Source organism: Mesorhizobium sp. RCC_202, assembly GCF_041355295.1.
GTDB lineage: Bacteria > Pseudomonadota > Alphaproteobacteria > Rhizobiales > Rhizobiaceae > Mesorhizobium.
In genome coordinates this window covers 523,391-545,773 of the sequence record NZ_JBFUPO010000002.1, presented here as the reverse complement: position 1 = coordinate 545,773, position 22,383 = coordinate 523,391, and the positions used below count along the sequence as shown (strand labels likewise).

The window sequence follows — 22,383 nt, the reverse complement described above, 5'->3', positions numbered from 1 at the left end:
AAAGGGGGCGAAATTGGGACGTGCCTCAGGTTCAACCGCCGCGCACTTGCGGGCAACATGGATCATACAGTGTCGCGCGTCCTGAACCATTGCACCAGGAAATCGACAAAGACGCGCACCTTGGCCGGCAGATAGCGGCGATGCGGATAGACCGCGAAGATACCGGTGCCCGACAGCAAACGGTCGTCCAGCGCGGTGACCAGGCGGCCCGAGGCGATGTCGGGAGCGGCGATGAAGTCCGGCAGCATGGCGAAGCCCAATCCGGAGAGTGCCGCGGCTCTCGCCACGATCGGGCTGTTGACCTCGATCGGGCCTGAAACGGTGACGCTCATGGACTCTTCGCCTTCCCCCTTGAAACGCCAGTTGGCCAAAGAACGACCGTTGGTGTCGACGATGCAGGGCATGTTGGCAAGATCCTGCGGACGCGTCGGCGCGCCATGTTTGGCAATCAGCTCGGGCGATGCGCACAGCCTGACCGAAAACGGCGCCAGGCGCCTTGCGATCAGCGAGGAGTTCTCGAGCCGCGAGATGCGTACGGCAAGATCGAAACCCTCCTCGACCAGATCGACGAAACGGTCGTCGAGATGAACGTCGAGCACGATGTCGGGATACTGCTTGGCGAAGTCGATCAGCGACTGGCCGATCGGTGCGTCTGCAAAGGTCCGCGCCGCCGACAGCTTGATCCTGCCGCGCACATCGCCGGAGGATTCGCGCACGGCGTCGGCAAGGCTGTCGACCTCGCGCACGATCTCGGAGGCCCGCTGATAATAGGTGTGGCCCGCCTCCGTCATCGAGAACTGCCTGGTGGTGCGGTTCAAAAGCAGCGCGCCGAGCTCGTCCTCCAGCTCGCGCACATATTTCGACAGCAGCGCCTTGGAGCGGCCGATTTTGCGCGCGGCGGCCGAAAAGCCTTCGGCCTCGACGACGTCGATGAAGGCGCGCATGCGGGTCAGTGTATCCATCGGTCAGACCTTTCGAGCCGCGTCGAGAATCTTGCGGCCGAGCCGTATCAGGGCAACGTCGCTGCCGGAAGGGCCGAGCAGTGAGAGGCCGAAGGGAGCGCCATCGACCGACCCGATCGGCAAGGTGATCTGCGGGAAGCCGGAGAGACCGGAAAGGCACAGCAAATGCAGCGCGCGTTCGCGATAGGTCTGGAACTGCTCCGGCGTACCGGCGGCCAGCGGCGCCGCTCCGGGAACGGTAGGCAGGACCAGAAAGCCGTTGTTGCCGAGCATGGCGCCGAGCTCGGCGCGGAACGCCAGCCGCCGCGCCGCCTCGGTGGCGGCCATCCTGGCGTCGATGGCGCGGCCGAAGCCGAAGCGTTCCTCGACGCCCGGGTTGAGGTGGGGGCCGCCGCCGGCCCCGATCCAGCCGCCGTGCTCGCGCCAAGCCTCAAAAGCCTGCAAACGGCGGAAGCACCAATAGAGCTCGTCGGGGAACGAGGCGAAGGTGTATTCGGTCTCCGCCGGCTGACCGATGATAGAGGCGGCCAGCGCCTTCATGCGGGCATATTCCGCGGCTTCCGCCGGACCCATGACGAACGCGTCCAGCCAGCGAATGGATAGCGGCCGGTTGAGCGGGTGCTGGTGCGGATCGCGGCCAAGCAAGAGCTTGCCGACCGCCTCATAGGTCTCGATGTCGTCGGCAAACCAGCCAAAGGTGTCGAAGCTCGACGCCAGCTTCATCGCGCCCTCAAGCGAGATGCGGCCATGCGTGGTGCGCAGGCCGATCAGGCCGCAGAAGCTTGCCGGCGCCCGGATCGAGCCGCCGGTGTCGGAGCCGGTGGCGATATCGGCAAGGCCGCCGGCAACCGCGGCCGCCGAGCCCGACGACGAGCCGCCGGTGACGCGATCGGGCGCTGCGGGATTGACCGGAAAAGGGAAATGCGCGTTCTGGCCGAACAGCGAGAAGGCGAGCTCGTCGGTCTGCGTCTTGCCGACGAAGCGCGCGCCGGCATCGAGAATCATCTGCACCGCCTCGGCCGTCCGTGAGGCGGCATGCGCTTCCTTGAACTTTTGCGGGTTGCCGCAGCCCGTGCGGTAGCCGGCGACGTCGTAAATGTCCTTGACGGCCAGGCGCAGGCCGGCCAGCGGGCCCAATTGTGCATTCGCCACAGGCATTTGGCGCAGATCGAGGAAGGCGTTGAGCGGGCCTTGGGTTCCTGGCATCGTTCGATATCCGGATACGGTGGCACGTACATTGTTCGATGCCAGAAATTTTACAACCTGCGCTTACGATTTTTATTGATTGTGAAACCCTTCGCTCCTATATCGCGCTTGCCCAAAGTCGCACGTGCCTGTGGGTGTCCGCCGATCCTCGAATGGTGAGGGCAATCGGTAAGGTAACTGGAGCCAACCCCTCCAGTCGGTCTAGCGGCCAACCGCCAGCCCGAGGACACCTTGAAGCAACGACGGTGCGGGCCTTTCTGGTTCTCTTCCGGTCGTCCAAAGACCGGGGTTACTAAAGAGGCACACCTTCATTGCCGGCAGTGCGGAACGGGGTTCTCCCATCCAAGCCAAGGCAGACAAAGCGAACCGAGGCCGGGCAAGGCCAAGGTTCACCGCCGCGAGACGGCGCTTCATGGTTCCGGGGTCTCCACCGGCTGGTTCCATGGATTTTCGTCCCGCCTTTGTTTGACCGCGAGTTCGCGAGGCCGACAGCCCGCGTCCGGCAGCCTTATTGCGCGCCGCAAGGCGTTTATGGAGAGAACCCGATGGCCACCCAGCGCATCCTTGACTTCCTCGCCACCCGACGTCCGAATGGCCCTTGCCTCGTCGTCGATCTCGATGTGGTGCGCGACAATTTCCGCGCCTTCGAGAAGGCGTTGCCAGATTCCAAGATCTACTATGCGGTGAAAGCAAACCCGGCGCCGGAAATCCTGCGCCTGCTTGCTGCGATGGGCTCGTCCTTCGACACCGCATCGGTTGCCGAAGTCGAGATGGCGATGGACGCGGGCGCGCCCGCGGACCGCATTTCCTTCGGCAACACCATCAAGAAGGAGCGTGACATCGCACGCGCCTATCAGCTCGGCATCCGGCTGTTCGCCGTCGATTGCGTCGAGGAGGTCGAGAAGATCGCCCGTGTCGCCCCTGGCGCCCGCGTGTTCTGCCGCGTGCTGACCGATGGCGAGGGCGCCGAATGGCCGCTGTCGCGCAAGTTCGGTTGCGTGCCGGCGATGGCCGTCGATGTGCTGCGCCATGCCAAGGAGCTCGGCCTCGATGCCCATGGCGTGTCGTTCCATGTCGGCTCGCAGCAGACCGACCTGTCGGCCTGGGACCGCGCGCTGGGCGACGCCAAGACGGTGTTCGCGACGCTTGCCGACGAAGGCATCGTCTTGAAGATGGTCAACATGGGCGGCGGTTTCCCGACCCGTTACCTGAAGGACGTGCCGGTGGCGCAGGCCTATGGCCAGGCGATCTTCTCGGCGCTGCGCAAGCATTTCGGCAACGCGCTTCCCGAGACGATCATCGAGCCGGGCCGCGGCATGGTCGGCAATGCCGGCGTCATCAAGTCGGAAGTCGTGCTGATCTCCAAGAAGGCCGACAACGACAATGTGCGCTGGGTGTTCCTCGACATCGGCAAGTTCGGCGGTCTCGCCGAGACCATGGACGAGGCGATCCGCTATCCGCTGGTCACCCGCCATGACGGCTCGGAGACCGCGCCTTGCGTGCTCGCCGGCCCGACCTGCGATTCGGCCGACGTGATGTACGAGAAGACGCCTTATCCGCTGCCTTTGTCGCTGACCATCGGCGACGAGGTGCTGATCGAAGGCACAGGCGCCTACACGACCACCTATTCGGCGGTCGCCTTCAACGGCTTCGAGCCTCTCCGATCCTACGTGATCTGACCGGCTCGTAAGAGCTGGCCAGATCATCCGGCGCGGGCGATGCTGATCGCCCGCCTCGGCTCGCTTGTGGAACAAATCTCCGCTCGTGAAGGATCGCGGATATGGAATACCTGATCAAACCGGCCGTTGCGGCCACTGAAATCGCCCCCTCGTTCGGACTGTCGGGTGCGCTTTTCTCCGCGGGGGAGAAACGCCCGATGGCGGCGCTTGCGCCCTCCCTTGCCCATGGGGCATTGGCTGGCTCGCGCAGCGCGCCGGACGAGGGGGCCGCCCAGGCGCCGGCCTTCGTCATCGTTGGCGAAGGCGCCGGTGATGTCGTGGCGCGCGAGTCGTTGCTTGATCGCGCCATGGGCCCGAAGCGGCGCAAGAAATCGTCTGAGAGGCTGCGGCGCGGCCGCCGGCCTTCGGAAGGCCTGGCCTTCGTCGCGCGCGACGCTTCAGGCGCGGTCGTCGGCACGGTGCGGCTGTGGGATGTGAAACTGGGCGAGAGCGGTCCGGCCGGGCTGCTGCTCGGCCCGCTCGCGGTCGAGCCGGGATTGAAGGGCGGCGGCATCGGTTCGGCGCTGATGCATCATGCGATTGCCGAAGCCGCGCGGCTTGGCCATGGCGCGGTCCTGCTCGTCGGCGATGCGCCCTATTACGGTCGCTTCGGCTTTTCGGCCGAGCGCACCGGCGCGCTGGCCATGCCTGGACCTTATGAGCGGCACCGGCTGCTGGCGCTGGAGCTGAAGGATGGCGCGCTCGACGGCGCCAAAGGCACGATCAAGGCTGCCGGCCGCAAGCTCAAGGGACAGGCGATCGAGTTTGTCGCCTGAGCCTTCGGTTCGACAAAAACACAACGCTGCCCATCGGGCGGCGCTGTGTTTTTGCGAAGGATCAGCCGAGCAGTTGGCCGAGCGCCATGGCGACCGTCATGTCGCCCTCGACCTTCAGCTTGCCGGCCATGAAGGCCATGGTCGGGTTGAGCTCGCCGGCAATCAGCGAATCCAGATCGTCGAGCGACAGCTTCACGGTGCAATCGGTCGGCGCATCGGTGGTCGAGACGGTCGCGCCGTCGATGACGATGACGCCGTCGCCGCCGGTGTCGAATTTGACCGAGTGCTCGAAGCCCGCGCTTGCCACGCGCGACTTGATCTTGTCGGCAATCTCCTGAACGCCCATGGCGGTTCTCCTCGTTGGTTGCGTTGACGCGCACCGGCTCTCTCGGCCGCTGGGCGAGGGTGTGCCGCGCGAGCGCGCGGGTAACCGGCGCATATAGCTTTGAGTTGACGTTAACGTCAACGCGGTGACGATGCGTCATATTGCGGTAGGGGGTAGGTAGGAGCCTCGGAAATCGCTTTGCCGGGGCAATCAGTGCTCCGGCGCCGGCTCGAAAGCCTTGGTCATCGCTGCCGCCGTCTCGCCGGCATTCTTGCGACGGCGAAGCGCGTTGTCGCGGATTTCGTCCTTGGACAGGAAGTTGACCTGGTCGATCAGCACCTCGTGCACCAGCTCGACCCCGACCCGGGTGTTGATGGTGTCGCGGATCGATTTGCGGAAAGCGTCGAGATCAATCGATTCCTTCTTGGTGAAATCGATCTGCGGGTTGGCGTAGAGGTAGGAATAGACCTGGTCGGTCATCAGCGCTTGCGCCGGGATCGACAGCTTCTTTATCTCCGCCGGTTCCACCGTATAGACGAGCTTGGTCAGGAAATAGCCGTCGATGGTGCCGTTGCGCAGCAGCGGCACCGAAATCATGTCGGTCTTGACATAGTCGAGGCCACCCAGCATCGGCTTCGGCGTTTCGCCGACGCCACGCTCGCCAGCCGCCTGGAAAGAATAGAACACCGCGCCCAGCGTCACGGCGCAGATCCACAGCGCGGCGGCGATGAACTTGATCACCCGAGCTTTCCTTGCGCCTCGATCATCTCAATCAGGCTCGCGCCATGCCAAACTCGCCCACCGAATAGGTGCCGTCGGTGTCGGCGCGCTGGATGGCGTTCTTCAGAAGCGTGGCGACCTCGTTGACGGCGTTGAGGTGGGCAAGGATCGCCGCCTCGTTCTTCGCCAGCTTCTGGCGCAGCCGCATCAGGCCTTCGCGATGCTGCTCGAGGAATTCGATCTCGTTGGCGCCCTTCAACGCGCGGTTCAGCTCATAGAGATACCGGCTCTTGCGGGCGTTCGAGGCCTTGAGGTCGTAACCCACTCCGCTGCGGATACCGGCCGTTTCCTCCTCCACCGCTTGCTCGATGCGGCCGATGATGGCGGCGAGGTTGCCGGGTCGTGCGGACACGACCGGCGCCTCCGTTGCGGGGGTCGGTGCAGGCAGGTTGGAAAGGTCCGTTTGGTCGGCCATGTAGGTCCCTAGATCTTGATATCCGTTTTTATGGTTGTGTCGTCACCGGTGATCGACCGCGCGGCCTTGCGCTCGAGCTGTTCGACCATCGAGGTCGAAAGTCTGGTCTGCTGGTCGATCTCGGTCTTCTGCGGTCCGCCGGCAACGGGGCCGACCGGCACTTTTCGCTTGCCGTCGAGATAGTGGTCGGCCAGCATCGATTTGGCGATGCCGATGCCGCCATGGGCGGCCATGACATCGGCAACCTTCTCGGCCAGCTGCGACTTCCACATGTCGCCGGACAGCCCCGTGCCGTAAACGCCTTCGGTATCCTTGGGCATCATGTTCTGGATGAAGGTCGTCAGCACCATCGCCTCGAAGCGCTGGAACTTCTTTGCCGGATTTGCCGCTTCCACCTTGTCGGCGGTGGCGCGGGACAGCACCGAACCGGCATCGACGGTAGCGGATGGATCGACCGAGAATGGCACCGCGGTGCCATTTGCTCGTTTGGCAAGCGCTGCCCGCGCGGCCTCGATATCGGCCGGCTCCGCCGCGCGGGCAACGTCCATGACGATGTCGCTGGGTGGGGAAATGGCCACGAAAGTCCGCCCTTTGTCGGTTTTGTCGTCCGCACAATGACTGAACAAGCTTGTGGCAGGCTTGCGCGCAGTAGCGGTGGCTTGGGCGATTTATGTGCAGTCGACAAAGCACTGAGCCGTTCGCCAATCTCGGGTGGAAACTAACGCCACTATCGTCCGCCCGATGACACCAGAGTGTTGGCAACCGCTGACAAGGGATACGTCCCGCGAATGGATCGACGATATCGGCCACGCGTTCGAGGCCATTGTGTTGGATGGGCCCGACCTGTTCGACGTGCCTGAGGGCGGCGCCATAGACGTCACATTCCAGGCACGGATCTACGAGTTTTCCTGCCGCTTCTGCATGATCAGATCGAGCCGTTCGCGGTCGGAGCGTTCGCGTTCGTCGCGGCGGCGGACGTCCTTGTAGGCGCGCTCGACCATGTTGGTGCGCGCCGTCGCGGTGGCGACCAGCGTTGCTTCCTGCTGGGCATCCTCCAGGTTCTTCTTCTGGCGGCCGAGCGCGTCGGTGATGCGGCGATGGTAGATTTCCGGAAAGAGGCTGCCCAGCGAGGCCTCGGTGTCGAAGTGCTCGATCAGGTCCTTGGCCTCCGATTCCGCCTTGGCGGCGCCGGCGAGGAAACCGGCATGGCGGGTTTCGTGCAAGGCCTGCAACTGCTCTTGCACCTTGACCAGTTTCTTCAGGCGGTCCTTGCGCGCGGTCATTGGCCTATCTGGCCAGCGTAAGGTCGACGAAGCCGTCGACGAAGAGCGTCAGCAAGGTGCCGATGGCGAAATAGAACATGATCAGGCCGCCGGCGATGACGAAGGGCAGCGAGATGAAATAGACCGGGATCTGCGGCGTCAGCTTGTTGACGAAGCCGATGGTCATGTTGACCAGGATGGCATAGGCGACGAACGGACTGCCGAGACGGATGACCAGGAAGAAGGCGTCGGACACAGTATCGGTGACGTCGACGAGGGCGGCTTGCGGATTGAAGAACACGTTGACCGGCGCCACCGTGTAGGAGGCGACGAGCGCCCGGATGATCTCATGGTCGAAGTCGAAGACGAACAGCAAAAGCAGCGCCGAAAACGAGATGATGGCGGCAAGCGCGGCCTGCGGTTCGGGCTCCTCGATCGCCGGGCCGCCTGAACCGCCATAGCCGATCAGCATGGCGATGGCCGAGCCCATGAAGCGCAGCGCTTCCATGTAGAGCCTGGTCATGGCGCCGATCAGCCCGCCGACCAGCAGCTCGGAGACGATCATCGGCGCCAGGATCTGCGGGCGCGCATCGACATAGGGAAAGATCTTGTCCCACAGGAAGGCGAGCAGGCCACCGGTGGCGGCGAGTGACACGAACAGTCGGATCTGCAGCGGCACGCGCGCGCTCGACAGTCCAGGCATCAGCATGAAGCAGGCGCCGATGCGGCAGAAGGCGAGGAAGGCGGCGATGACGACGCCTTGCGAGAGCGCGTTCACGAGATCGTCCCGAGCACCTTGATCTCGACGCCCTTGGCGATCTCGACGTGGCTGAGCACCGGCAGCGTGGTGAACAGCCGTTCGATGATCATGCGCACATAAGGCCGCGCGTCGGGCGCCGTCACCAGCACGAAGCGCTCGCCGGCCTCGAGATGCTTGCGGATCGCCTTGGTGGCGTCCTGGCCGAATTCCTCGAGCTGACGCGGGTCGATGTCGAACTCGCGCACCTCGCCCTTGGCGTCGCGCTTGAGGCTCTGGTGGAAGGCGAGGTCCCAGCGGTTGCCGAGGCGCAGCACTTTCAGCATGCCGCCTTCGGAAAGATCGCCGCAGATCTGCTGCGCCATGCGGATGCGCACATGCTCGACGATCTGCTCGGTGCGGCGCACATGCGGCGCGATCTCGGCGATGGCCTCGATGATCAGATGCAGATTGCGGATCGACACGCGCTCGGCCAGCAAAAGCTTCAGCACCGCCTGCAGACCAGGATAGGAGATGTGAGAGGTGCAGATCTCGTCGGCGAGCTTGCGATATTCCGGGTCCAGCCGCTCGAGCAACGCCTTCATGTCCTTGTAGGACAGAAGCTGCGGCAGGTTGTTGCGGATGACTTCCGACAGATGGGTGAGCAGCACCGACATGTTGTCGGCGAAGGTGAAGTTCTCGCGCTTCAGATCCTCGGAAAAGGTCTCGAGCACGGAATAGGCACGCATGCCGAAGGCCGGCTCGCGGATTTCCTCGCCGGGGATCTCCGGCACGCCGCGCGTTCCAAGCAGCACCATGACCTCGCCGACGCGCATCTGATATTCGGCGACCACCGTGCCGTGGACCTTGATCTGGTAGCTCTTCGGCGGGATGGCGTAGTCGTCGGCGACGCGAATTTCGGGCACCACGAAGCCGTATTGCTGGGCGAATTTCTTGCGCATCTTCGACATGCGGAACACCAGTTCCTGATGCGCCACCAGAAGCCTGGTCGAGAGCTGCTTGCCGATCAGGAGCTCGATCTCGGCGGTGGCGAGCGATGCCTTGACCGAGTTCTTTTCCTCTTCGACCTTGTTTGCCTTCTCCTGGGTTTTCACCGCCTCGGCGGCGGCAATCGCGCGGTTGGCACGCAGCGGAATGATGTAGCCGAGAGCTGCCATGCCGCCGGCAAGCGCAAAGAACGGGAACAGCGGCAGGCCAGGCATCAGGCCGAGCACGACCAGCAGCGAGGCCGCGACATAGAGCGCGCGCGGATGCGCGCCAAGCTGGCCGAACACCGCCTGGTTGGTCGAGCCGCGCGTGCCGCCCTTGGAGACGAGCATGCCGGCGGCAAGCGAGACGATCAGCGCCGGGATCTGGGTGACGAGGCCGTCGCCGACAGAGAGCTTGATGAAGACGTCGGCCGCCTGGCCGAGGCCCATGCCGTGCCTGATGTAGCCGATGGCGATGCCGCCGACGATGTTGATGGCGGTGATGATAAGGCCGGCGATGGCGTCGCCGCGCACGAATTTCGAGGCGCCGTCCATCGAACCGAAGAAGGAGGATTCCTCTTCCAGCTCGCGGCGGCGCAGCTGCGCCGTCTTGTCGTCGATCATGCCGGCGGACAGGTCGGCGTCGATCGACATCTGCTTGCCGGGAATGGCGTCCAGGGTGAAGCGCGCGCCGACCTCGGCGATACGGGTGGCGCCCTTGGTGATGACGATGAAGTTCACCACGATCAGGATCATGAAGACGATGAGGCCGATGACGAAGTCGCTCGACATCACCAGCTTGGAGAACCCACTGATGACATAGCCGGCGGCGTGCGTGCCTTCATTGCCGTGCGACAGGATCATACGCGTGGTGGCGATGTTGAGCGACAGCCTGAGCATCGTGGCAATCAGCAGCACCGTCGGGAAGGACGAGAAATCCAGTGGACGCTGGATCCACAGCGCCACCATCAGGATCAACACCGACAGCGCGATCGAGAAGGCGAGGCCGATATCGATCAGGAAAGCCGGGATCGGCAGGAACAGCACGGCCAGGATGATGACGATGCCGAGCGCGAAGAAGACGTCGCGGCCGTTCTTGGCTACCGCGCCGGGCGCAAGTGTTTCGCTGATCGCCATATCGTCCCCAAATCCACAGCCGCCACGCAGGGCAGGCCTTCGACCGTAACCGGCCAAGCTTGCGCGAAGGTGGGAGAGTGGTTACGGACCCTGACCTGGGCTCACCTGAAAGGGAAATCGCATGCTGCTGATCATCGGCACGGTCCGGCTGCCGCCCGACAGGCTCGAACAGGCAAAGCCGGCGATGGAACGGATGATTTCGGCAAGCCGCGCCGAGCCCGGCTGCCTCGATTATTCCTATGCGCAGGACGTGCTCGACCCAGGGCTTATCCGTGTTTCGGAGGCATGGAGCGATCGCTCCGCGCTTGATGCGCATTTCAAGTCGGCGCATATTGCCGAATGGCGCGCGAGCTGGGCAGCACTTGGCATCAGCGATCGCAAGCTCACGCTCCACGAAACGGATGGCGGCGCGCCGACTTGACAGTTAGCTGACTACGTCTGCGTCGCCTCCGCCGTCGCAACGTTGACCAGCCAACGCCGCACCGCGCGTTCATCGGCGGCGGAAAGCCCCGCGGCCAAGTCTCCCTCCAGCCTGTAGACCCGCTCACGGCATTTTTTTAGCAAGGCACGGCCGCTGTCGGAGAGGTCGAGATGCTGGATGCGGCCATGGATGGCATGCGGCGTGCGAACGAGAGAGCCGGCTTTCTCCAGATTGCCGACGATTACGCTCACCGTCTGCGGCGTCAGCACCGCGAGCCGGGCAAGGTCGGCGTTGGATAGACCAGGATAAGCCGAAATCATGGTGAGAGCCGCAAACTGCGCCTGCGTTACGCCGAACTCGTCAAGTGCCCGTTCCACCTTCAGCCGATAGGCGCCGGCCGCCTGTCGCAGCAGATAGCCGAGATAGCCCTGCTCGCCGCGCTTGCCTTCTCCGGGAGCTGGAATGCTCGGATTCCTCTTGCGCATGATATCAGTGCTCTTATATGTTGTTCGTACTCTGATATTATCGCAGCAAGGAGCGAAAGACGATGGGCAAGCGTATTTTTCTTGCCGGAGCCTCGGGTGCGATCGGCCGCCGCCTGATCCCGCAGCTTCTCGCGGCCGGCCATCAGGTGACCGCCTCGACAAGGCAGGCGGCGAAGACCGAAGAGCTGCGTGCTCTCGGAGCCGATCCGGTGGTGGTCGATGTCTTCGATGCGGCAGGGTTGCGTGACGCGGTGATGGCCGCCAGGCCCCAGATCGTCATCCATCAGCTCACCGACCTGCCGGCTGGGCTCGATCCGTCACGTATGGCCGAGGCGATCACAAGGAATGCGCATGTCCGCGATGAGGGCACCCGCAATCTGGTCGACGCGGCGAAGGCGACGGGCGTCCGGCGGCTGATCGCGCAGAGCATCGCTTGGGCCTATGCGCCCGGAGCCGAGCCGCATGCCGAGACCGATCCCCTCGACAGCAATGCCGAAGGCGGCCGTGCCGTCAGCGTCGGCGGCGTCATCGCGCTTGAACGGCATGTGCTGGAAGCCTCGCCGATGACCGGCATCGTGCTTCGCTATGGACATCTTTACGGGCCGGGCACAGGTACGGAGACCGGCGCCGATCCGGCGCTGCATGTCGACGCGGCAGCCTTCGCGGCTCTGCTTGCCGTGGAAAAGGGGTCACAGGGCGCGTTCAATGTCGCGGAGCACAATAGCCATGTCACGACCGACAAGGCGATCAGCGAACTCGGCTGGCGGGCCGACTTCCGGCTGGCCAGGTGAGCAAGGGAGCCGCTGTCATGATTGCTTCTTCCCGAAACCTGGCGCTGATCGGCGTTGCCGCGATCGCTTCCGGGCTGCTTGGCATGGCCGTCGTCCCCGGCAACAGAACCATCAACGCGATTGCTGACATCGATGCGCATGTCCACCTGATGGCGGCCAACGCCGGCGCATCGGCGCGCCCGAGCACGACGGTCAAGCCGCTCTCTTGCGAGAAGCTGCCGAACGTCGCTGGCCACTCGATCACCACTGCACTGGTCGAATTCCCGCCGAATGCTTACACGCCGAGACACAAGCATCCCGGCTCGGTCACCGCCTTCGTCGTCAAGGGAGCGCTGCGCTCGCAGATGGACGGCGGACCGGCCGTCACTTACACAACGGGTCAGACCTGGTTCGAGGCGCCGGGCGCGATCCACGCCTTCGCCGAGAATGCCAGCGCGACCGAGCCGGCCGAGTTGCTGGCGATTTTCGTCGCCGAGGACGATTGCGGTCCGCTGACGATCCCTGTTCCTGACTAAGTCTATCTCCTTGGTCCCGGCGGCACGCCTTCGATAAGGCCAATTTGCACAACGCCAAAATGGCGCCACGAGCAGTCGGCATTGCGATTGCCACGCAATGCCGCCGGGCGTATCAGGCACGGCAGCTTCCATTCCTCCGCATATCGGCGAGCCGATCCGTTGCCTGCCAGAAACGAACCGCCAAGAAACGAACCGCAAGTCTACGCCCGCCGGCTTCGCGCGGTGCTGATCAACTCGATCCCCGTGCTCGAGGCGCGGGGCATCGTGATCGTGTTGATGGCGGGCGTGGTCGGGGTGATTGCCGGCCTGCTGGTCACCGGCATGAGCGCGCTGGTGCAGGGCATGCACTATCTGCTCTTCGACGTGCAGCCGGGCGGGCGGCTTTCGGCGATGTTTTCGCTGGCCAGTCCGGTGCAGGCGATGTTTCCGGCCATTGGCGGCCTTTTGCTCGGCCTTTCGGTGATCTGGCTGCGGCGCTACAAATTCCGCACTCCGGTCGATCCGATCGAGGCCAATGCGCTCTATGGCGGGCGCATGTCGCTCACCGATACATTCATCATCGTCGCGCAGACAATGATCTCAAGCGGCTTCGGCGCTTCGGTCGGGCTGGAGGCCGGCTACACGCAGATCGGCTCCGGCATAGCGTCCCGGCTTGCCCGCGCCTTCCGCCTGCGCCGCAACGATGTCCGCATCCTGGTCGGCTGCGGCGCCGCCGGCGCCATCGCTGCCGCCTTCGACGCGCCGTTGACTGGCGCCTTCTACGGCTTCGAACTGGTCATCGGCATCTATTCGGTGGCAAATGTCGCGCCGGTGATGACGGCCGCCATCGCCGCCTCGCTGACGGCGGAAATCTTCGGCGGCGCGCCGTTTCCGCTGGAGCTTGCCGGGCTGCCGCCGCTGACCGCCAGCCAGTATGTGCCGTTCCTGCTGCTCGGGCTGCTCGGCGGCGCGGCATCGATCGCCATCATGCAACTGGTGAGCCTCGTCGAGCGCCTCTTTGTGCGGCTGTCGATCGATGCGTCGGTACGGCCGTTCATTGGCGGCATCCTTGTCGGGCTTTTGGGACTGGTCACGCCACAAGTGCTTTCCAGCGGCCATGGTGCGCTGCACCGAGAGTTCGCGATGAACTACGCGCTGCCGGTGGTGGCGAGCGTCTTCGTGCTGAAGCTGGCGGCCTCGGCCGTCTCGCTCGGCTCAGGCTTCCGCGGCGGTCTGTTCTTTGCCTCGCTGTTCCTCGGAGCCTTGCTCGGCAAGCTTTTTGCCGGCGTCATGGTTTTGGCGGCGCCGTCGACCGGCCTCGATCCGTCGGTCGCCGCCGTCGTCGGCATGACATCGCTTGCCGTCGGCGTTGTCGGCGGCCCTCTGACCATGACCTTCCTGGCTCTGGAGTCCACGCGCGACCTGACGCTGACGGGCGTGGTGCTGGCGGCGTCGATCATGTCGGCGATCCTGGTGCGCGAAACCTTCGGCTATTCGTTCTCGACCTGGCGCTTCCATCTGCGTGGCGAAACGATCCGCAGCGCGCATGACGTCGGCTGGATGCGCAGCCTGACCGTCGGCTCGATGATGCGCAGCGACGTGCGCATGATCGACGCCTCGACCACGCTGGACGAGTTCCGCAAACAAATCCCGCTCGGCTCGGCGCAGCGCGTCATCGCCGTCGAGCAGGAGGACCGCTATGTCGGCATGCTGCTCGTGCCCGAACTGCACAGCGATCGCTCCGACGGCGCGACGCCGGTCAGCGCGCTCGCCCAATTCAAGGATGCGGTGCTGGTGCCGTCGATGAACGTCCAGTCCGCCGCCGAAACCTTCCAGCGCGCCGGCGCCGAAGAACTCGCCGTCGTGGAGGATTTCGACGAGCGTATCGTGCTCGGCCTGCTCACCGAAAGCCATCTGATGCGCCGCTACGCCGAGGAACTCGACAAGGCGCGCCGGGATCTGGCCGGCGAAGGTTGACCCGATCGTCAGCCTCGCCAATAAGACGAGCATTTCCGGAAACCATCTCCATGCAAGTCAAGCGCAACGGCGACATCTCGTTCTGGTATGCGGATCTGGGTGCGGTTCCCGCACCACGCCCGCCTCTGCCCGGCGACATCGAGGCCGATGTCGCGATTGTCGGCGCCGGCTATACCGGGCTCTGGACAGCTTACTATTTGAAGAAGGCAAAACCCTCGCTGCGCATCGTTTTGCTGGAGCGTGAGTTTGCCGGTTTCGGCGGCTCGGGGCGCAATGGCGGCTGGCTGTCGGGCGGTTTCGGCTGGTCGCGCGAGAAATACCTCAAGACCTCGACCCGGCAGGGCGTCGTCGCCATGCAGCAGGCGATGGCCGGCTGCGTCGACGAAGTGATCCGAGTCGCGACCGAGGAAGGCATCGATGCCGATATCCGCCGCGTCGACAATCTGACGGTCGCCACCAATCCGGCGCAGCTGGAGCGCGTGCGCGAGGAATGCGCGACGATCCGCTCCTGGGATGTCAATCCTGGCCGCATCGAACCGCTCGATGCCGCGGCGACGCGCGCGCGCATCAACATCAACAATGTCCTGGGCGGCTTCGTCATCCATGGCCAGGCGCGGGTGCAGCCGGCCAAGCTGGTGCGCGGTCTGGCTGAAGCGGTCGAGCGTCTTGGCGTGACGATCTATGAAAAGACGACCGTTACCTCCATCGCCAAGGGCAACGTCACCACGGATCGCGGCACGGTCCGGGCCGAGACGATCATCCGCGCCACTGAAGGTTTCACCGCCGGCATTCCGGGTGAGGAGCGCACCTGGCTGGCGCTGAACAGTGCGCAGATCGTCACCGAGCCGCTGTCCGAGGAATTGTGGCGCCAGATCGGCTGGGACGGCTATGAGCTGCTCGGCAACGCAGCGCATGCCTATTGCTATGCGCAGCGAACGCGCGAAGGGCGTATCACCATGGGCGGGCGCGGCGTGCCTTACCGCTATGGTTCACGCACCGACGTCAACGGCCAGACGCAGCAAGCGACGATCGACCAGTTGCACACCATCCTGACGACGCTGCTGCCGCAGACGGCGGCAAGCCGCATCGAGCACTCGTGGTGCGGCGTGCTCGGCGTGCCGCGCGACTGGTGCACGACGGTCGGCCTCGATCCCGCGACGCGGATCGGCTGGGCCGGCGGCTATGTCGGGCTCGGTGTTTCGAGCTCCAATTTGTCGGGGCGAACGTTGACCGATCTCGTGCTGGGCCAAAATACCGAGCTGACGCGGCTGCCCTGGGTCAACCGCAAGGTGAGGCCCTGGGAACCGGAGCCGCTGCGCTGGCTTGGCGTGCATTCGATGTACCAGCTCTATCGCATCGCCGACCAACGCGAAGCGGCCGGGCTCGGCCACACTTCGAGGCTGGCCGCTCTCGCCGACAGCATCACGGGCCACTGACCGGCCAAAAGATCAGTGATCGATCGGGCCCTTCGGCGAGACAAGCGTCGTGCCCGCCGTGGTCGGGCGCTCGATCATGCGCCGGACGCGTGGCGGGTCCTCGCCGCTGTGCAGCGCGCGTATGCGCTCGCCGACAACGGCATCGGCATGGGTGGCGCGCCGGTTGTGGCGGATATATTCGACCCAGGTCGGCGTGTGGTAATGCTCGATCCAGATGCCGGGGTTTTCGAGGTCGCGCGCAAGCGTCCAGTTGCGGGCGCCGTCGCGTCGGCGGATGCGGCCGCGCTCGGCCATGGTGGCGAGAAACTCCGTCACATCCTCCTCGCGGATGATGTATTCGATCATGATCGCGATCGGCCCGCTGCGCGGCTTCAGATCGAGCGCCAGCATCGGCTCCTTGAAGCGGTTGAGCGGGTCGAGGTTGAGCACTGTCTGGCGCGGCAACGGCAGGACGAGGCCGATGGCGCCGCCGGCCAGCATCGTGATCGCCGCCGCGGTCAGCGCTGTCTCGGCGCCATGCGCGTCGGCAACCACGCCCCATATCCAGCTGCCCAGGGCGATGCCGCCGAAGGTCGCCGTCTGGTAGATCGACAGCACGCGGCCGACGACCCAGCGCGGCGTCGACATCTGCACCGTCACGTTGAAGTGCGACAGCGCGATCACCCAGCAGGCGCCGCCGATGAGCAGGCCAGCCGCTGTCTGCCAGGCATTGTGGCTGACGGCGGCGTTGAAGGCGCAGACGGCGAAGCCGGCAAAGGCCATGCGCACCATCGCCTCGCTGGACAGCAACTGCCTTAGTCGCACACTGATCAGCGCGCCGCCGACGGCGCCGATGCCGAAAGCGCCGAGCATGATGCCGTAGGTGAGCGCATCGCCCTTGACGACGTCGCGCGCCACCAGCGGCAGCAGCGCCAAGACGGCACCGGCGCTGAAGCCGAAGGCCGATCCTCTCACCAGTACCTTGGCGATGTTGGGCGACATGGCGACGTAGCGCAGGCCGGCGCCCATGGCGGCGCCCAGCGACTCGCGCGGCAAGGTCTGCGCCGGCTCTTCCGGCTTCCAGCGGGCGAGCACGACGATCAGGCCGATATAGCTGATGGCGTTGGCGGCGAAGGCGGCCGCGGCACCCGCGGCTGCGACGATGACGCCGCCGATGGCCGGGCCGACGCTGCGCGTGATGTTGAAGCCCAGCGAATTCAGCGCGACCGCCGCCGGAACCTTGGCGCGCGGCACCATGTCGCCGACCGATGCCTGCCAGGCCGGACTGTTCAGTGCCGTGCCGCTGTCGATCAGGAAGGTGAAGGCAAGCAGCGTCCAAGGCGTCATCCAGCCATACCAGGTGAAGACCGTGAGCAGCGCCGAGACGACCAGCATGAAGGTCTGCGCCACCAGCATGACCTTGCGCCGGTTGAAGCTGTCGGCAATGGCGCCGGCCACCAGGGCGAACAGCATGATCGGCAAGGTCGTTGAGGCCTGGACGAGCGCGACCTGATAAGACGAGGTGGCGATCGTCGTCATCATCCAGGCGGCGCCGACGCCCTGGATCAGGCCGCCGAAATTCGACACCAGGCTGGCCGACCAGACGGCGCGGAAGATGCCGTGCCGGAATGGCGCCAGCGCCGAAACGCGTTCGCTTTCCGGCTCGTCGTCGATCATCACTGCCGTTTCGCCTTCTGCCTGCCTCGCCTTTGGCGAGTCGTCAAAGAGTGCGACCCAACAACAGGAAGGCAAAGGCAAAAATGCGTCGGCGAAGCTTTAAGCCAAGCATCTTGCCGGTCTGGACCAACTTATTTTGCGCCTGCCACTTCGGCATGCAGCGCCTCGGTGAGGCGGTCCGGCGTCTCGCCGCCCAGATAGAGCCTGAGCAGCATTTCCATGCCGACCAGACGCAGCCTTGTCGGCTCCTGGCTGCGCGCCATCGCGACAAGGTCTTCCACTTCGGCAGAGGACCATCTCATCGCATCGCGCAGCAGGCCGCCGCGCAGCAGACCCTGGGTGCCGGCCGAGAAGGCTTCGGACATCTGAAAACCATTCTTTGGCGCGCGGATGTTTTCGCGCGGCAGGTGCGTTTCGGCGACCCTTTTCAGCAGCCATTTGCTCGTTCCGCCACGATATTTGTGCCGTCTCGGCAGATGAATGGCAAAGTCGATCAGCCGGTTTTCGAGGAACGGCACCCTGAGCTCGACCGATGCCGCCATGCTCAGCCGGTCGTGCCGGTGCAACAGATCCTGCAGGTGCGAATAGAGGTCGTAGAAACAACTGGCGAGGAAGGCACGGTCGCCGGGCGGCGCGACGCCGTCCAGCCTGTCGAACAGCTTGGTCTGCAGAAAGTTCAGCTCCGGCGACAGCGACCGCAGCACGACGTTGCGATCCCAGGACGAGGCGCGGCCGAGCGAATTGCGGAACGGCGCGCGACGAAGCTCGGCAAATTTCCGGTCATTTCTGGCCTTCGATCGGAACAGCCGCCGCAGCCACGACTGGCGCCACAATTTCATCGTCGATGCCTGCCATCTGTAGCCCCCGAAGAGCTCGTCCGAGCCCTCGCCGGTGAGCAGCACCTTGACGCCGTCGGCCCGGCATTGCTCGGCAAGCGCGAGCAGCCCGGAATGGCTGGGATGCCAACCGTCGGTTTCAAGATGCCACACCGCGCGCGGCCAGAGCTCGAAGAAACGGTCCCGATCTACAGGCACCCGGCGCAGGCTGACGCCGACGTGGCGGCCGGTCCGCTCGGCATCCGCGGCCTCGCTGTGGCCGAGCTTCGGGTCGACGACATAGCCGTGCATCTCCGGCCGGAAGCGTTTGGCAAGTGCTGTGATCATGCCCGAGTCGATGCCGCCGCTGCACGCGGTGGCGAGACTGGCATCGGCGATGCAATGCATCTCGACACTTTCGTTGAGCAGGGTCTGTAGGCTCGCCATGTGGTCGGAGTCGGACGCCCTGTCGCCCAAAATGCGCGCCGTCTCCAGCACATCGAGCACGTGCCAATAGCAACGCTTCTCGATGCCATCCCCATTGATCTTCCAGAGGCCGGCCGGCGGCAGGCGCTCGATGCCGTCGAACACGCTGTAGCTGGAATCGCGGCATTGCCAGGCAAGCCGCAAGGTGAGCTCGCGCGTGTCGATGCGGCGCGGAAAATCGGCGCAAGCAAGGATCGCCTTGTCCTCGGAAGCGAACAGCAGCCTGTCGCCTGTCTCGGCGACCGACATCGGCTTGATGCCGAGCCTGTCGCGGGCAAGCCACAAGGCACTATTTCGGGCATCGAAGTAGGCGAATGCGAACATGCCGTCGAACATCGGCACCGCTTTTTCCGGTCCCCAATGATGCAGCGCCTGCAGCACCACCTCGGTGTCGGAAACCGTGCGGAAGGTCAGGCCTTCCGCTTCGAGCGCCTTGCGCAGCGCGCGGTAATTGTAGACTTCGCCATTATAGCACAGCACGCCATCGCCGGCGGCGGTCAGCATCGGCTCGCGCGCGGCAGGCGACGGGTCGATGATGGTCAGCCGGCGGTGGCCGAGCGCCAGGCGGGCATTGTTCCAGCTGTCGTGATCGTCGGGGCCGCGATGCGCCAGCGCCTGCATCATGCGGGCAACATCGGAAAGGTCGCCGCCGCCGATCGGATCGCGCTTTCGCCAGACGCCGGCTATTCCGCACATGATCCGCCGGCCGCTTTTGCCTGATTCATCGTTTCCCGAAGAGCGCCTGAAGTCCAAGATCCAGGCCGATAACAGCCCGATCTACAATCTAGCCGCAACGGGTCCAGCCGCAAGCGATCTTGCAGCTCACGCGCATGTCGCTCCACACTCGCGGCTGCCGCGTCTTAGAGCGTTTCACCGTTCCACGGAAACGGCGAACCGCTCTATCTCTTTGTTTTGTCGCAATTTCCAGGCGGAAAACCGCTCCCACTTTTCCTGAAATTGCTCTAGAAGCCGTGCTCGATGCGTTCGAAGATGACGTTGCTGAAGGCCGAGATCTGGCTGCCGATGAACGGGCCGGTCAGCGCCACCACCAGCATGATGGCGACGATCTTCGGCACGAAAGTGAGGGTGATTTCCTGGATCTGCGTCAGCGCCTGGATGAGCGCGATGCCGATGCCGACGGCCATCGCCACCAGCACCACCGGGGCGGAAGCGACGAGCACCGTCCACACCGCATACTGGACGATATCGAGGGCGTCGGCCTCATTCATGTGGGCGGCTAGCCTAGCTTGCCGGCTTGATCGACACGCCCGCGCCGACGGGGACCTTGGTGCCATCTTGCAGCACTGCGATCAGTCCGGTGCTGGCGAGCGTCACCGAAGCCACGATTCCGGTGGTCTTGCCGTCGGCCGATGTGATCGAGCGGCCGATAATCGCGTCGGCCTGCGATAGCGCCGACGAGGACATGATCTGGTCGAGCTTGGTGTTGGTCTGCACCGATTGCTCGACCTGCGAGAAGGTCGCGAGCTGGGCGACATATTGCGTCGAATCCATCGGCTTGGTCGGATCCTGGTTCTTCATCTCTGCGATGAGCAGCTTCAGGAACGACTGATAGTCGACCGCCGTCTTGGAGGTCTGCTGGCTGGCCTGGTTGGCGCCAACCGGGATCGTCGTTGTCATGTCCACGGTCATGTTATGCTCCTACAGCCAATGCGCGCGGCGCTTCAGGGCGATCGTCATTGTCCTCGAGCGCCTTGCGCTCGAGCGGATATAGCGCGCGGATCGCCTTCAGCGCCTCATAGATGTCATTCTCGCCGACCATGCGGTCGATCTGCTTCAAGGCTTTGCAGATGTCCTGGTTGTCGAAGCTTGCAATCAGCATCGGCAGCGAGCGGCGGAACATATCGCGGGCTTCAGCGGCGCCGGCTGGATTGACCAGCATGATCTGCACGATGAAATAAAGCTGCTTGAGCGGCGTCGAGGCCTGCTCAGCCTGGATGACATGGCTTTCGAGCAGGAACTGCACGTCGTTCATCAGCTCGATGGTGACCTTGCGGTCGACGCGGATGACGGCGCCGTTGATGTAGATCTTCTCGTTCGGCTTGAGCGAGATCTTCAGCGTGTTGGTCATTGGATGCCGTCTCGGATGATCTGCGAGACCTCGATCAATCCTTCGAAATTGTTGGTGCGACCCTGGCGGATGTCTTCCGTTTCACGCAGCAGCCACAGGCCGATGGAGATAAGATTGGCGCGCAGTTCTTTCGGCAGGGCGTTGTCGCTGGAGCCCAGATCCTCGACGAAGGTGGTCCAGACGCGGTTGGTGAAGTGCAACGCTTCGATCGCCTCCATCGATTCGGGTCCGACGGCGGCTGCCGCCGCCAACATGTCGATCGAGCGCGTGAGAAGCTGCCGCTCCCTGTCCTTGGCGTCGGCGACGGAGTCGGTCTGGACGTCTGCGTAGGAGAATTGATACATCGTCGGCGCTCTAGCGTTCCGGTGAAACTATTCAGGTCAGGTAGTTCAGCAGGCTGAGCTGCTGTATGCGCGCGGTCAAGGCGAAGGACGTTTCGATATGCTGCGTCAGGTCGGCCACGCGGGTCGCCGCTTCGGCCGGGTCGACGCCTTCGAGGTCGAGGATATGCTTCTCGAACAGGTCGACCTGCGTCTTCATGCGGTCGCTGGCGTCGGTAACGCGCTGCTGGGCAAGGCCGGTCTCGGACTGTACCTGGGTCAGGCCGCCGATCGCTTCGCCGACCATCTTCTGCGCGCGGTCGATCAACGTGCTTTGAGCGGCCTGGCTGATGTTGCCGGTGACGAGCGTGCTGACCATGGCGGCCGCCATGGCGAGCTTGCGGATGCCCTGCTCGTTGGCGCTGACCGAGGTCTGGGTGGTCTCGTTCAAGGAGATGCGGGTGGTGATCTGGTCGTCGGTGGCGCTCGACCAGTTGGCCTGCCAGCCGGCGCCGAGGAATTGCGGTTCGACCGTGGTGGTGATGAAGTCGTCCATTTGCGCGGATGTGATGTTTGCCGCCGCCGGGTCGGTCTGCGTAAAGCCGAAATAGCTGGTGAAGGCGGTATCGAACGCCGCCTTGGCCGGCGAGCCGGCGGCGCTGAAATCGTCCATCGGCTTGACGTCGGTGTTGGTGCCGGCAAACAGGTATTCGCCGTTGACGCTGGTGTTGAGGATGCCGGTCATCTGCTGCAGCGCCGTGGAGCCGGCGGTCCGCAGGATATTGGTGGAAGCATCGCCCGAGACGCCGGTGGTCAGCGCGGACAGGAACTTCTGCGCGGTGGTGGAGAGCTGGCTGAGCGAATCCTGCGTGGACGTCAGGCGGGCCGCGACCAGCGCGTTGGAATCGACGATGCCGTTCAGCCGGTCGAGGTCGCGCTGGAAGGTCACTGCCTGGCTGGTGCGGTTGCCGAGCGCCAGCCCGACATCGGCGACCTTGCCGGTCTGGGATTCCTTCGTCGCGTTGATGAGGTCGGCCTGCATCTTCGCCTGCTGATAACGCAACGCGTTGGAAACTGCGGCTGAGGAAACGCCTGTCGCTTTCATGG

The 22,383-nt window shown here is 64.4% G+C and carries 24 protein-coding genes; 7 read left to right on the top strand and 17 right to left on the bottom strand.

Features of this window, described 5'->3' with window-relative positions:
- Nucleotides 1-62: 62 nt before the first annotated feature.
- Both AB6802_RS06880 and AB6802_RS06875 read right to left on the bottom strand, forming a co-directional pair.
- Nucleotides 63-962, bottom strand: coding sequence for a LysR family transcriptional regulator (locus tag AB6802_RS06880; protein WP_371009260.1), 900 nt, complete (start codon nucleotides 960-962; stop codon nucleotides 63-65).
- A gap of 3 nt (nucleotides 963-965) precedes the next feature.
- Nucleotides 966-2,168, bottom strand: coding sequence for an amidase (locus AB6802_RS06875; RefSeq protein ID WP_371009259.1), 1,203 nt, complete (start codon nucleotides 2,166-2,168; stop codon nucleotides 966-968).
- A gap of 545 nt (nucleotides 2,169-2,713) precedes the next feature.
- On the opposite strand from AB6802_RS06875, the gene odc2 reads away from it, so the two are divergent.
- Both odc2 and AB6802_RS06865 read left to right on the top strand, forming a co-directional pair.
- Entirely contained in the window at nucleotides 2,714-3,847 is a 1,134-nt protein-coding gene (gene odc2 / locus AB6802_RS06870; RefSeq protein ID WP_371009258.1) for an ornithine/lysine decarboxylase, read from the top strand.
- Nucleotides 3,848-4,044: 197 nt separating this feature from the next.
- The gene (locus AB6802_RS06865) at nucleotides 4,045-4,662 is read left to right on the top strand and encodes a GNAT family N-acetyltransferase (protein ID WP_371009334.1); all 618 of its coding nucleotides are present in this window, start codon (nucleotides 4,045-4,047) and stop codon (nucleotides 4,660-4,662) included.
- Nucleotides 4,663-4,723: 61 nt separating this feature from the next.
- Here the strand turns inward: AB6802_RS06865 and AB6802_RS06860 are convergent, their stop codons facing one another.
- The 7 genes from AB6802_RS06860 to flhA all read right to left on the bottom strand — a co-directional run bounded on the left by AB6802_RS06860 (nucleotide 4,724) and on the right by flhA (nucleotide 10,306).
- Complete coding sequence (locus tag AB6802_RS06860; protein WP_371009257.1) at nucleotides 4,724-5,008, bottom strand: SCP2 sterol-binding domain-containing protein; 285 nt, start codon at nucleotides 5,006-5,008, stop codon at nucleotides 4,724-4,726.
- 189 nt (nucleotides 5,009-5,197) lie between these two features.
- Complete coding sequence (locus tag AB6802_RS06855) at nucleotides 5,198-5,728, bottom strand: hypothetical protein (RefSeq protein WP_371009256.1); 531 nt, start codon at nucleotides 5,726-5,728, stop codon at nucleotides 5,198-5,200.
- A gap of 31 nt (nucleotides 5,729-5,759) precedes the next feature.
- Nucleotides 5,760-6,182: a hypothetical protein gene (locus tag AB6802_RS06850; protein WP_371009255.1), complete on the bottom strand. Its 423-nt coding sequence runs from the start codon at nucleotides 6,180-6,182 to the stop codon at nucleotides 5,760-5,762.
- 8 nt (nucleotides 6,183-6,190) lie between these two features.
- On the bottom strand, nucleotides 6,191-6,760 hold the full coding sequence (locus AB6802_RS06845) for a rod-binding protein (protein WP_371009254.1): 570 nt from the start codon (nucleotides 6,758-6,760) through the stop codon (nucleotides 6,191-6,193).
- Nucleotides 6,761-7,078: 318 nt separating this feature from the next.
- Complete coding sequence (locus AB6802_RS06840) at nucleotides 7,079-7,465, bottom strand: hypothetical protein (RefSeq protein WP_371009253.1); 387 nt, start codon at nucleotides 7,463-7,465, stop codon at nucleotides 7,079-7,081.
- A 4-nt stretch (nucleotides 7,466-7,469) separates the two neighbouring features.
- Nucleotides 7,470-8,222, bottom strand: coding sequence for a flagellar biosynthetic protein FliR (gene fliR, locus AB6802_RS06835; RefSeq protein WP_371009252.1), 753 nt, complete (start codon nucleotides 8,220-8,222; stop codon nucleotides 7,470-7,472).
- Nucleotides 8,219-10,306, bottom strand: a complete 2,088-nt coding sequence (flhA, locus tag AB6802_RS06830) for a flagellar biosynthesis protein FlhA (protein ID WP_371009251.1) — start codon at nucleotides 10,304-10,306, stop codon at nucleotides 8,219-8,221. The genes fliR and flhA overlap by 4 nt, the downstream gene beginning before the upstream one ends.
- 121 nt (nucleotides 10,307-10,427) lie before the next feature.
- On the opposite strand from flhA, the gene AB6802_RS06825 reads away from it, so the two are divergent.
- Entirely contained in the window at nucleotides 10,428-10,727 is a 300-nt protein-coding gene (locus AB6802_RS06825) for a putative quinol monooxygenase (RefSeq protein ID WP_371009250.1), read from the top strand.
- Between the two features lie 11 nt (nucleotides 10,728-10,738).
- On the opposite strand, the gene AB6802_RS06820 is transcribed toward AB6802_RS06825, so the two are convergent.
- Nucleotides 10,739-11,212: a MarR family winged helix-turn-helix transcriptional regulator gene (locus AB6802_RS06820; protein WP_371009249.1), complete on the bottom strand. Its 474-nt coding sequence runs from the start codon at nucleotides 11,210-11,212 to the stop codon at nucleotides 10,739-10,741.
- 62 nt (nucleotides 11,213-11,274) lie between these two features.
- Here AB6802_RS06820 and AB6802_RS06815 point away from each other — a divergent pair, with 62 nt between their 5' ends.
- From AB6802_RS06815 to AB6802_RS06800, 4 genes are all read left to right on the top strand, one after another.
- Nucleotides 11,275-12,003, top strand: a complete 729-nt coding sequence (locus AB6802_RS06815) for an NAD-dependent epimerase/dehydratase family protein (RefSeq protein ID WP_371009248.1) — start codon at nucleotides 11,275-11,277, stop codon at nucleotides 12,001-12,003.
- A 17-nt stretch (nucleotides 12,004-12,020) separates the two neighbouring features.
- Nucleotides 12,021-12,518, top strand: coding sequence for a cupin domain-containing protein (locus tag AB6802_RS06810; RefSeq protein WP_371009247.1), 498 nt, complete (start codon nucleotides 12,021-12,023; stop codon nucleotides 12,516-12,518).
- Between the two features lie 276 nt (nucleotides 12,519-12,794).
- Entirely contained in the window at nucleotides 12,795-14,474 is a 1,680-nt protein-coding gene (locus AB6802_RS06805; protein WP_371009333.1) for a chloride channel protein, read from the top strand.
- A 50-nt stretch (nucleotides 14,475-14,524) separates the two neighbouring features.
- A complete protein-coding gene (locus AB6802_RS06800) occupies nucleotides 14,525-15,910 on the top strand; it encodes an NAD(P)/FAD-dependent oxidoreductase (RefSeq protein ID WP_371009246.1) in 1,386 nt (461 codons plus the stop codon).
- 12 nt (nucleotides 15,911-15,922) lie between these two features.
- Here the strand turns inward: AB6802_RS06800 and AB6802_RS06795 are convergent, their stop codons facing one another.
- The 7 genes from AB6802_RS06795 to AB6802_RS06765 form a co-directional block, all read right to left on the bottom strand.
- Nucleotides 15,923-17,566, bottom strand: a complete 1,644-nt coding sequence (locus AB6802_RS06795) for an MFS transporter (protein WP_371009245.1) — start codon at nucleotides 17,564-17,566, stop codon at nucleotides 15,923-15,925.
- A 131-nt stretch (nucleotides 17,567-17,697) separates the two neighbouring features.
- On the bottom strand, nucleotides 17,698-19,563 hold the full coding sequence (gene asnB, locus AB6802_RS06790; RefSeq protein ID WP_371009244.1) for an asparagine synthase (glutamine-hydrolyzing): 1,866 nt from the start codon (nucleotides 19,561-19,563) through the stop codon (nucleotides 17,698-17,700).
- Nucleotides 19,564-19,829: 266 nt separating this feature from the next.
- Complete coding sequence (fliQ, locus tag AB6802_RS06785) at nucleotides 19,830-20,096, bottom strand: flagellar biosynthesis protein FliQ (RefSeq protein ID WP_371009243.1); 267 nt, start codon at nucleotides 20,094-20,096, stop codon at nucleotides 19,830-19,832.
- Nucleotides 20,097-20,109: 13 nt separating this feature from the next.
- A complete protein-coding gene (gene flgD, locus AB6802_RS06780; protein ID WP_371009242.1) occupies nucleotides 20,110-20,517 on the bottom strand; it encodes a flagellar hook assembly protein FlgD in 408 nt (135 codons plus the stop codon).
- Between the two features lies 1 nt (nucleotide 20,518).
- Nucleotides 20,519-20,956: a flagellar biosynthesis repressor FlbT gene (gene flbT / locus AB6802_RS06775; protein ID WP_371009241.1), complete on the bottom strand. Its 438-nt coding sequence runs from the start codon at nucleotides 20,954-20,956 to the stop codon at nucleotides 20,519-20,521.
- Nucleotides 20,953-21,300 carry a flagellar biosynthesis regulator FlaF gene (gene flaF, locus AB6802_RS06770; protein ID WP_371009240.1) on the bottom strand — a complete coding sequence of 116 codons (348 nt, stop codon included), beginning with the start codon at nucleotides 21,298-21,300 and terminating at the stop codon, nucleotides 20,953-20,955. Before flaF ends, flbT begins: the two co-directional genes overlap by 4 nt.
- 31 nt (nucleotides 21,301-21,331) lie before the next feature.
- A complete protein-coding gene (locus AB6802_RS06765) occupies nucleotides 21,332-22,381 on the bottom strand; it encodes a flagellar hook-associated family protein (protein WP_371009239.1) in 1,050 nt (349 codons plus the stop codon).
- Between the last annotated feature and the right edge of the window lie 2 nt (nucleotides 22,382-22,383).

Excerpts from the sequence above, each read along its gene's own strand:
- AB6802_RS06880 (WP_371009260.1), bottom strand. The coding sequence starts at position 962 with ATGGATACACTGACCCGCATGCGCGCCTTCATCGACGTCGTCGAGGCC.
- AB6802_RS06875 (WP_371009259.1), bottom strand. The coding sequence starts at position 2,168 with ATGCCAGGAACCCAAGGCCCGCTCAACGCCTTCCTCGATCTGCGCCAA.
- odc2 (WP_371009258.1), top strand. The coding sequence starts at position 2,714 with ATGGCCACCCAGCGCATCCTTGACTTCCTCGCCACCCGACGTCCGAAT.
- AB6802_RS06865 (WP_371009334.1), top strand. The coding sequence starts at position 4,045 with ATGGCGGCGCTTGCGCCCTCCCTTGCCCATGGGGCATTGGCTGGCTCG.
- AB6802_RS06860 (WP_371009257.1), bottom strand. The coding sequence starts at position 5,008 with ATGGGCGTTCAGGAGATTGCCGACAAGATCAAGTCGCGCGTGGCAAGC.
- AB6802_RS06850 (WP_371009255.1), bottom strand. The coding sequence starts at position 6,182 with ATGGCCGACCAAACGGACCTTTCCAACCTGCCTGCACCGACCCCCGCA.
- AB6802_RS06840 (WP_371009253.1), bottom strand. The coding sequence starts at position 7,465 with ATGACCGCGCGCAAGGACCGCCTGAAGAAACTGGTCAAGGTGCAAGAG.
- flhA (WP_371009251.1), bottom strand. The coding sequence starts at position 10,306 with ATGGCGATCAGCGAAACACTTGCGCCCGGCGCGGTAGCCAAGAACGGC.
- AB6802_RS06825 (WP_371009250.1), top strand. The coding sequence starts at position 10,428 with ATGCTGCTGATCATCGGCACGGTCCGGCTGCCGCCCGACAGGCTCGAA.
- AB6802_RS06820 (WP_371009249.1), bottom strand. The coding sequence starts at position 11,212 with ATGCGCAAGAGGAATCCGAGCATTCCAGCTCCCGGAGAAGGCAAGCGC.
- AB6802_RS06815 (WP_371009248.1), top strand. The coding sequence starts at position 11,275 with ATGGGCAAGCGTATTTTTCTTGCCGGAGCCTCGGGTGCGATCGGCCGC.
- AB6802_RS06810 (WP_371009247.1), top strand. The coding sequence starts at position 12,021 with ATGATTGCTTCTTCCCGAAACCTGGCGCTGATCGGCGTTGCCGCGATC.
- AB6802_RS06805 (WP_371009333.1), top strand. The coding sequence starts at position 12,795 with ATGGCGGGCGTGGTCGGGGTGATTGCCGGCCTGCTGGTCACCGGCATG.
- AB6802_RS06800 (WP_371009246.1), top strand. The coding sequence starts at position 14,525 with ATGCAAGTCAAGCGCAACGGCGACATCTCGTTCTGGTATGCGGATCTG.
- AB6802_RS06795 (WP_371009245.1), bottom strand. The coding sequence starts at position 17,566 with ATGATCGACGACGAGCCGGAAAGCGAACGCGTTTCGGCGCTGGCGCCA.
- asnB (WP_371009244.1), bottom strand. The coding sequence starts at position 19,563 with ATGTGCGGAATAGCCGGCGTCTGGCGAAAGCGCGATCCGATCGGCGGC.
- fliQ (WP_371009243.1), bottom strand. The coding sequence starts at position 20,096 with ATGAATGAGGCCGACGCCCTCGATATCGTCCAGTATGCGGTGTGGACG.
- flgD (WP_371009242.1), bottom strand. The coding sequence starts at position 20,517 with ATGACCGTGGACATGACAACGACGATCCCGGTTGGCGCCAACCAGGCC.
- flbT (WP_371009241.1), bottom strand. The coding sequence starts at position 20,956 with ATGACCAACACGCTGAAGATCTCGCTCAAGCCGAACGAGAAGATCTAC.
- flaF (WP_371009240.1), bottom strand. The coding sequence starts at position 21,300 with ATGTATCAATTCTCCTACGCAGACGTCCAGACCGACTCCGTCGCCGAC.
- AB6802_RS06765 (WP_371009239.1), bottom strand. The coding sequence starts at position 22,381 with ATGAAAGCGACAGGCGTTTCCTCAGCCGCAGTTTCCAACGCGTTGCGT.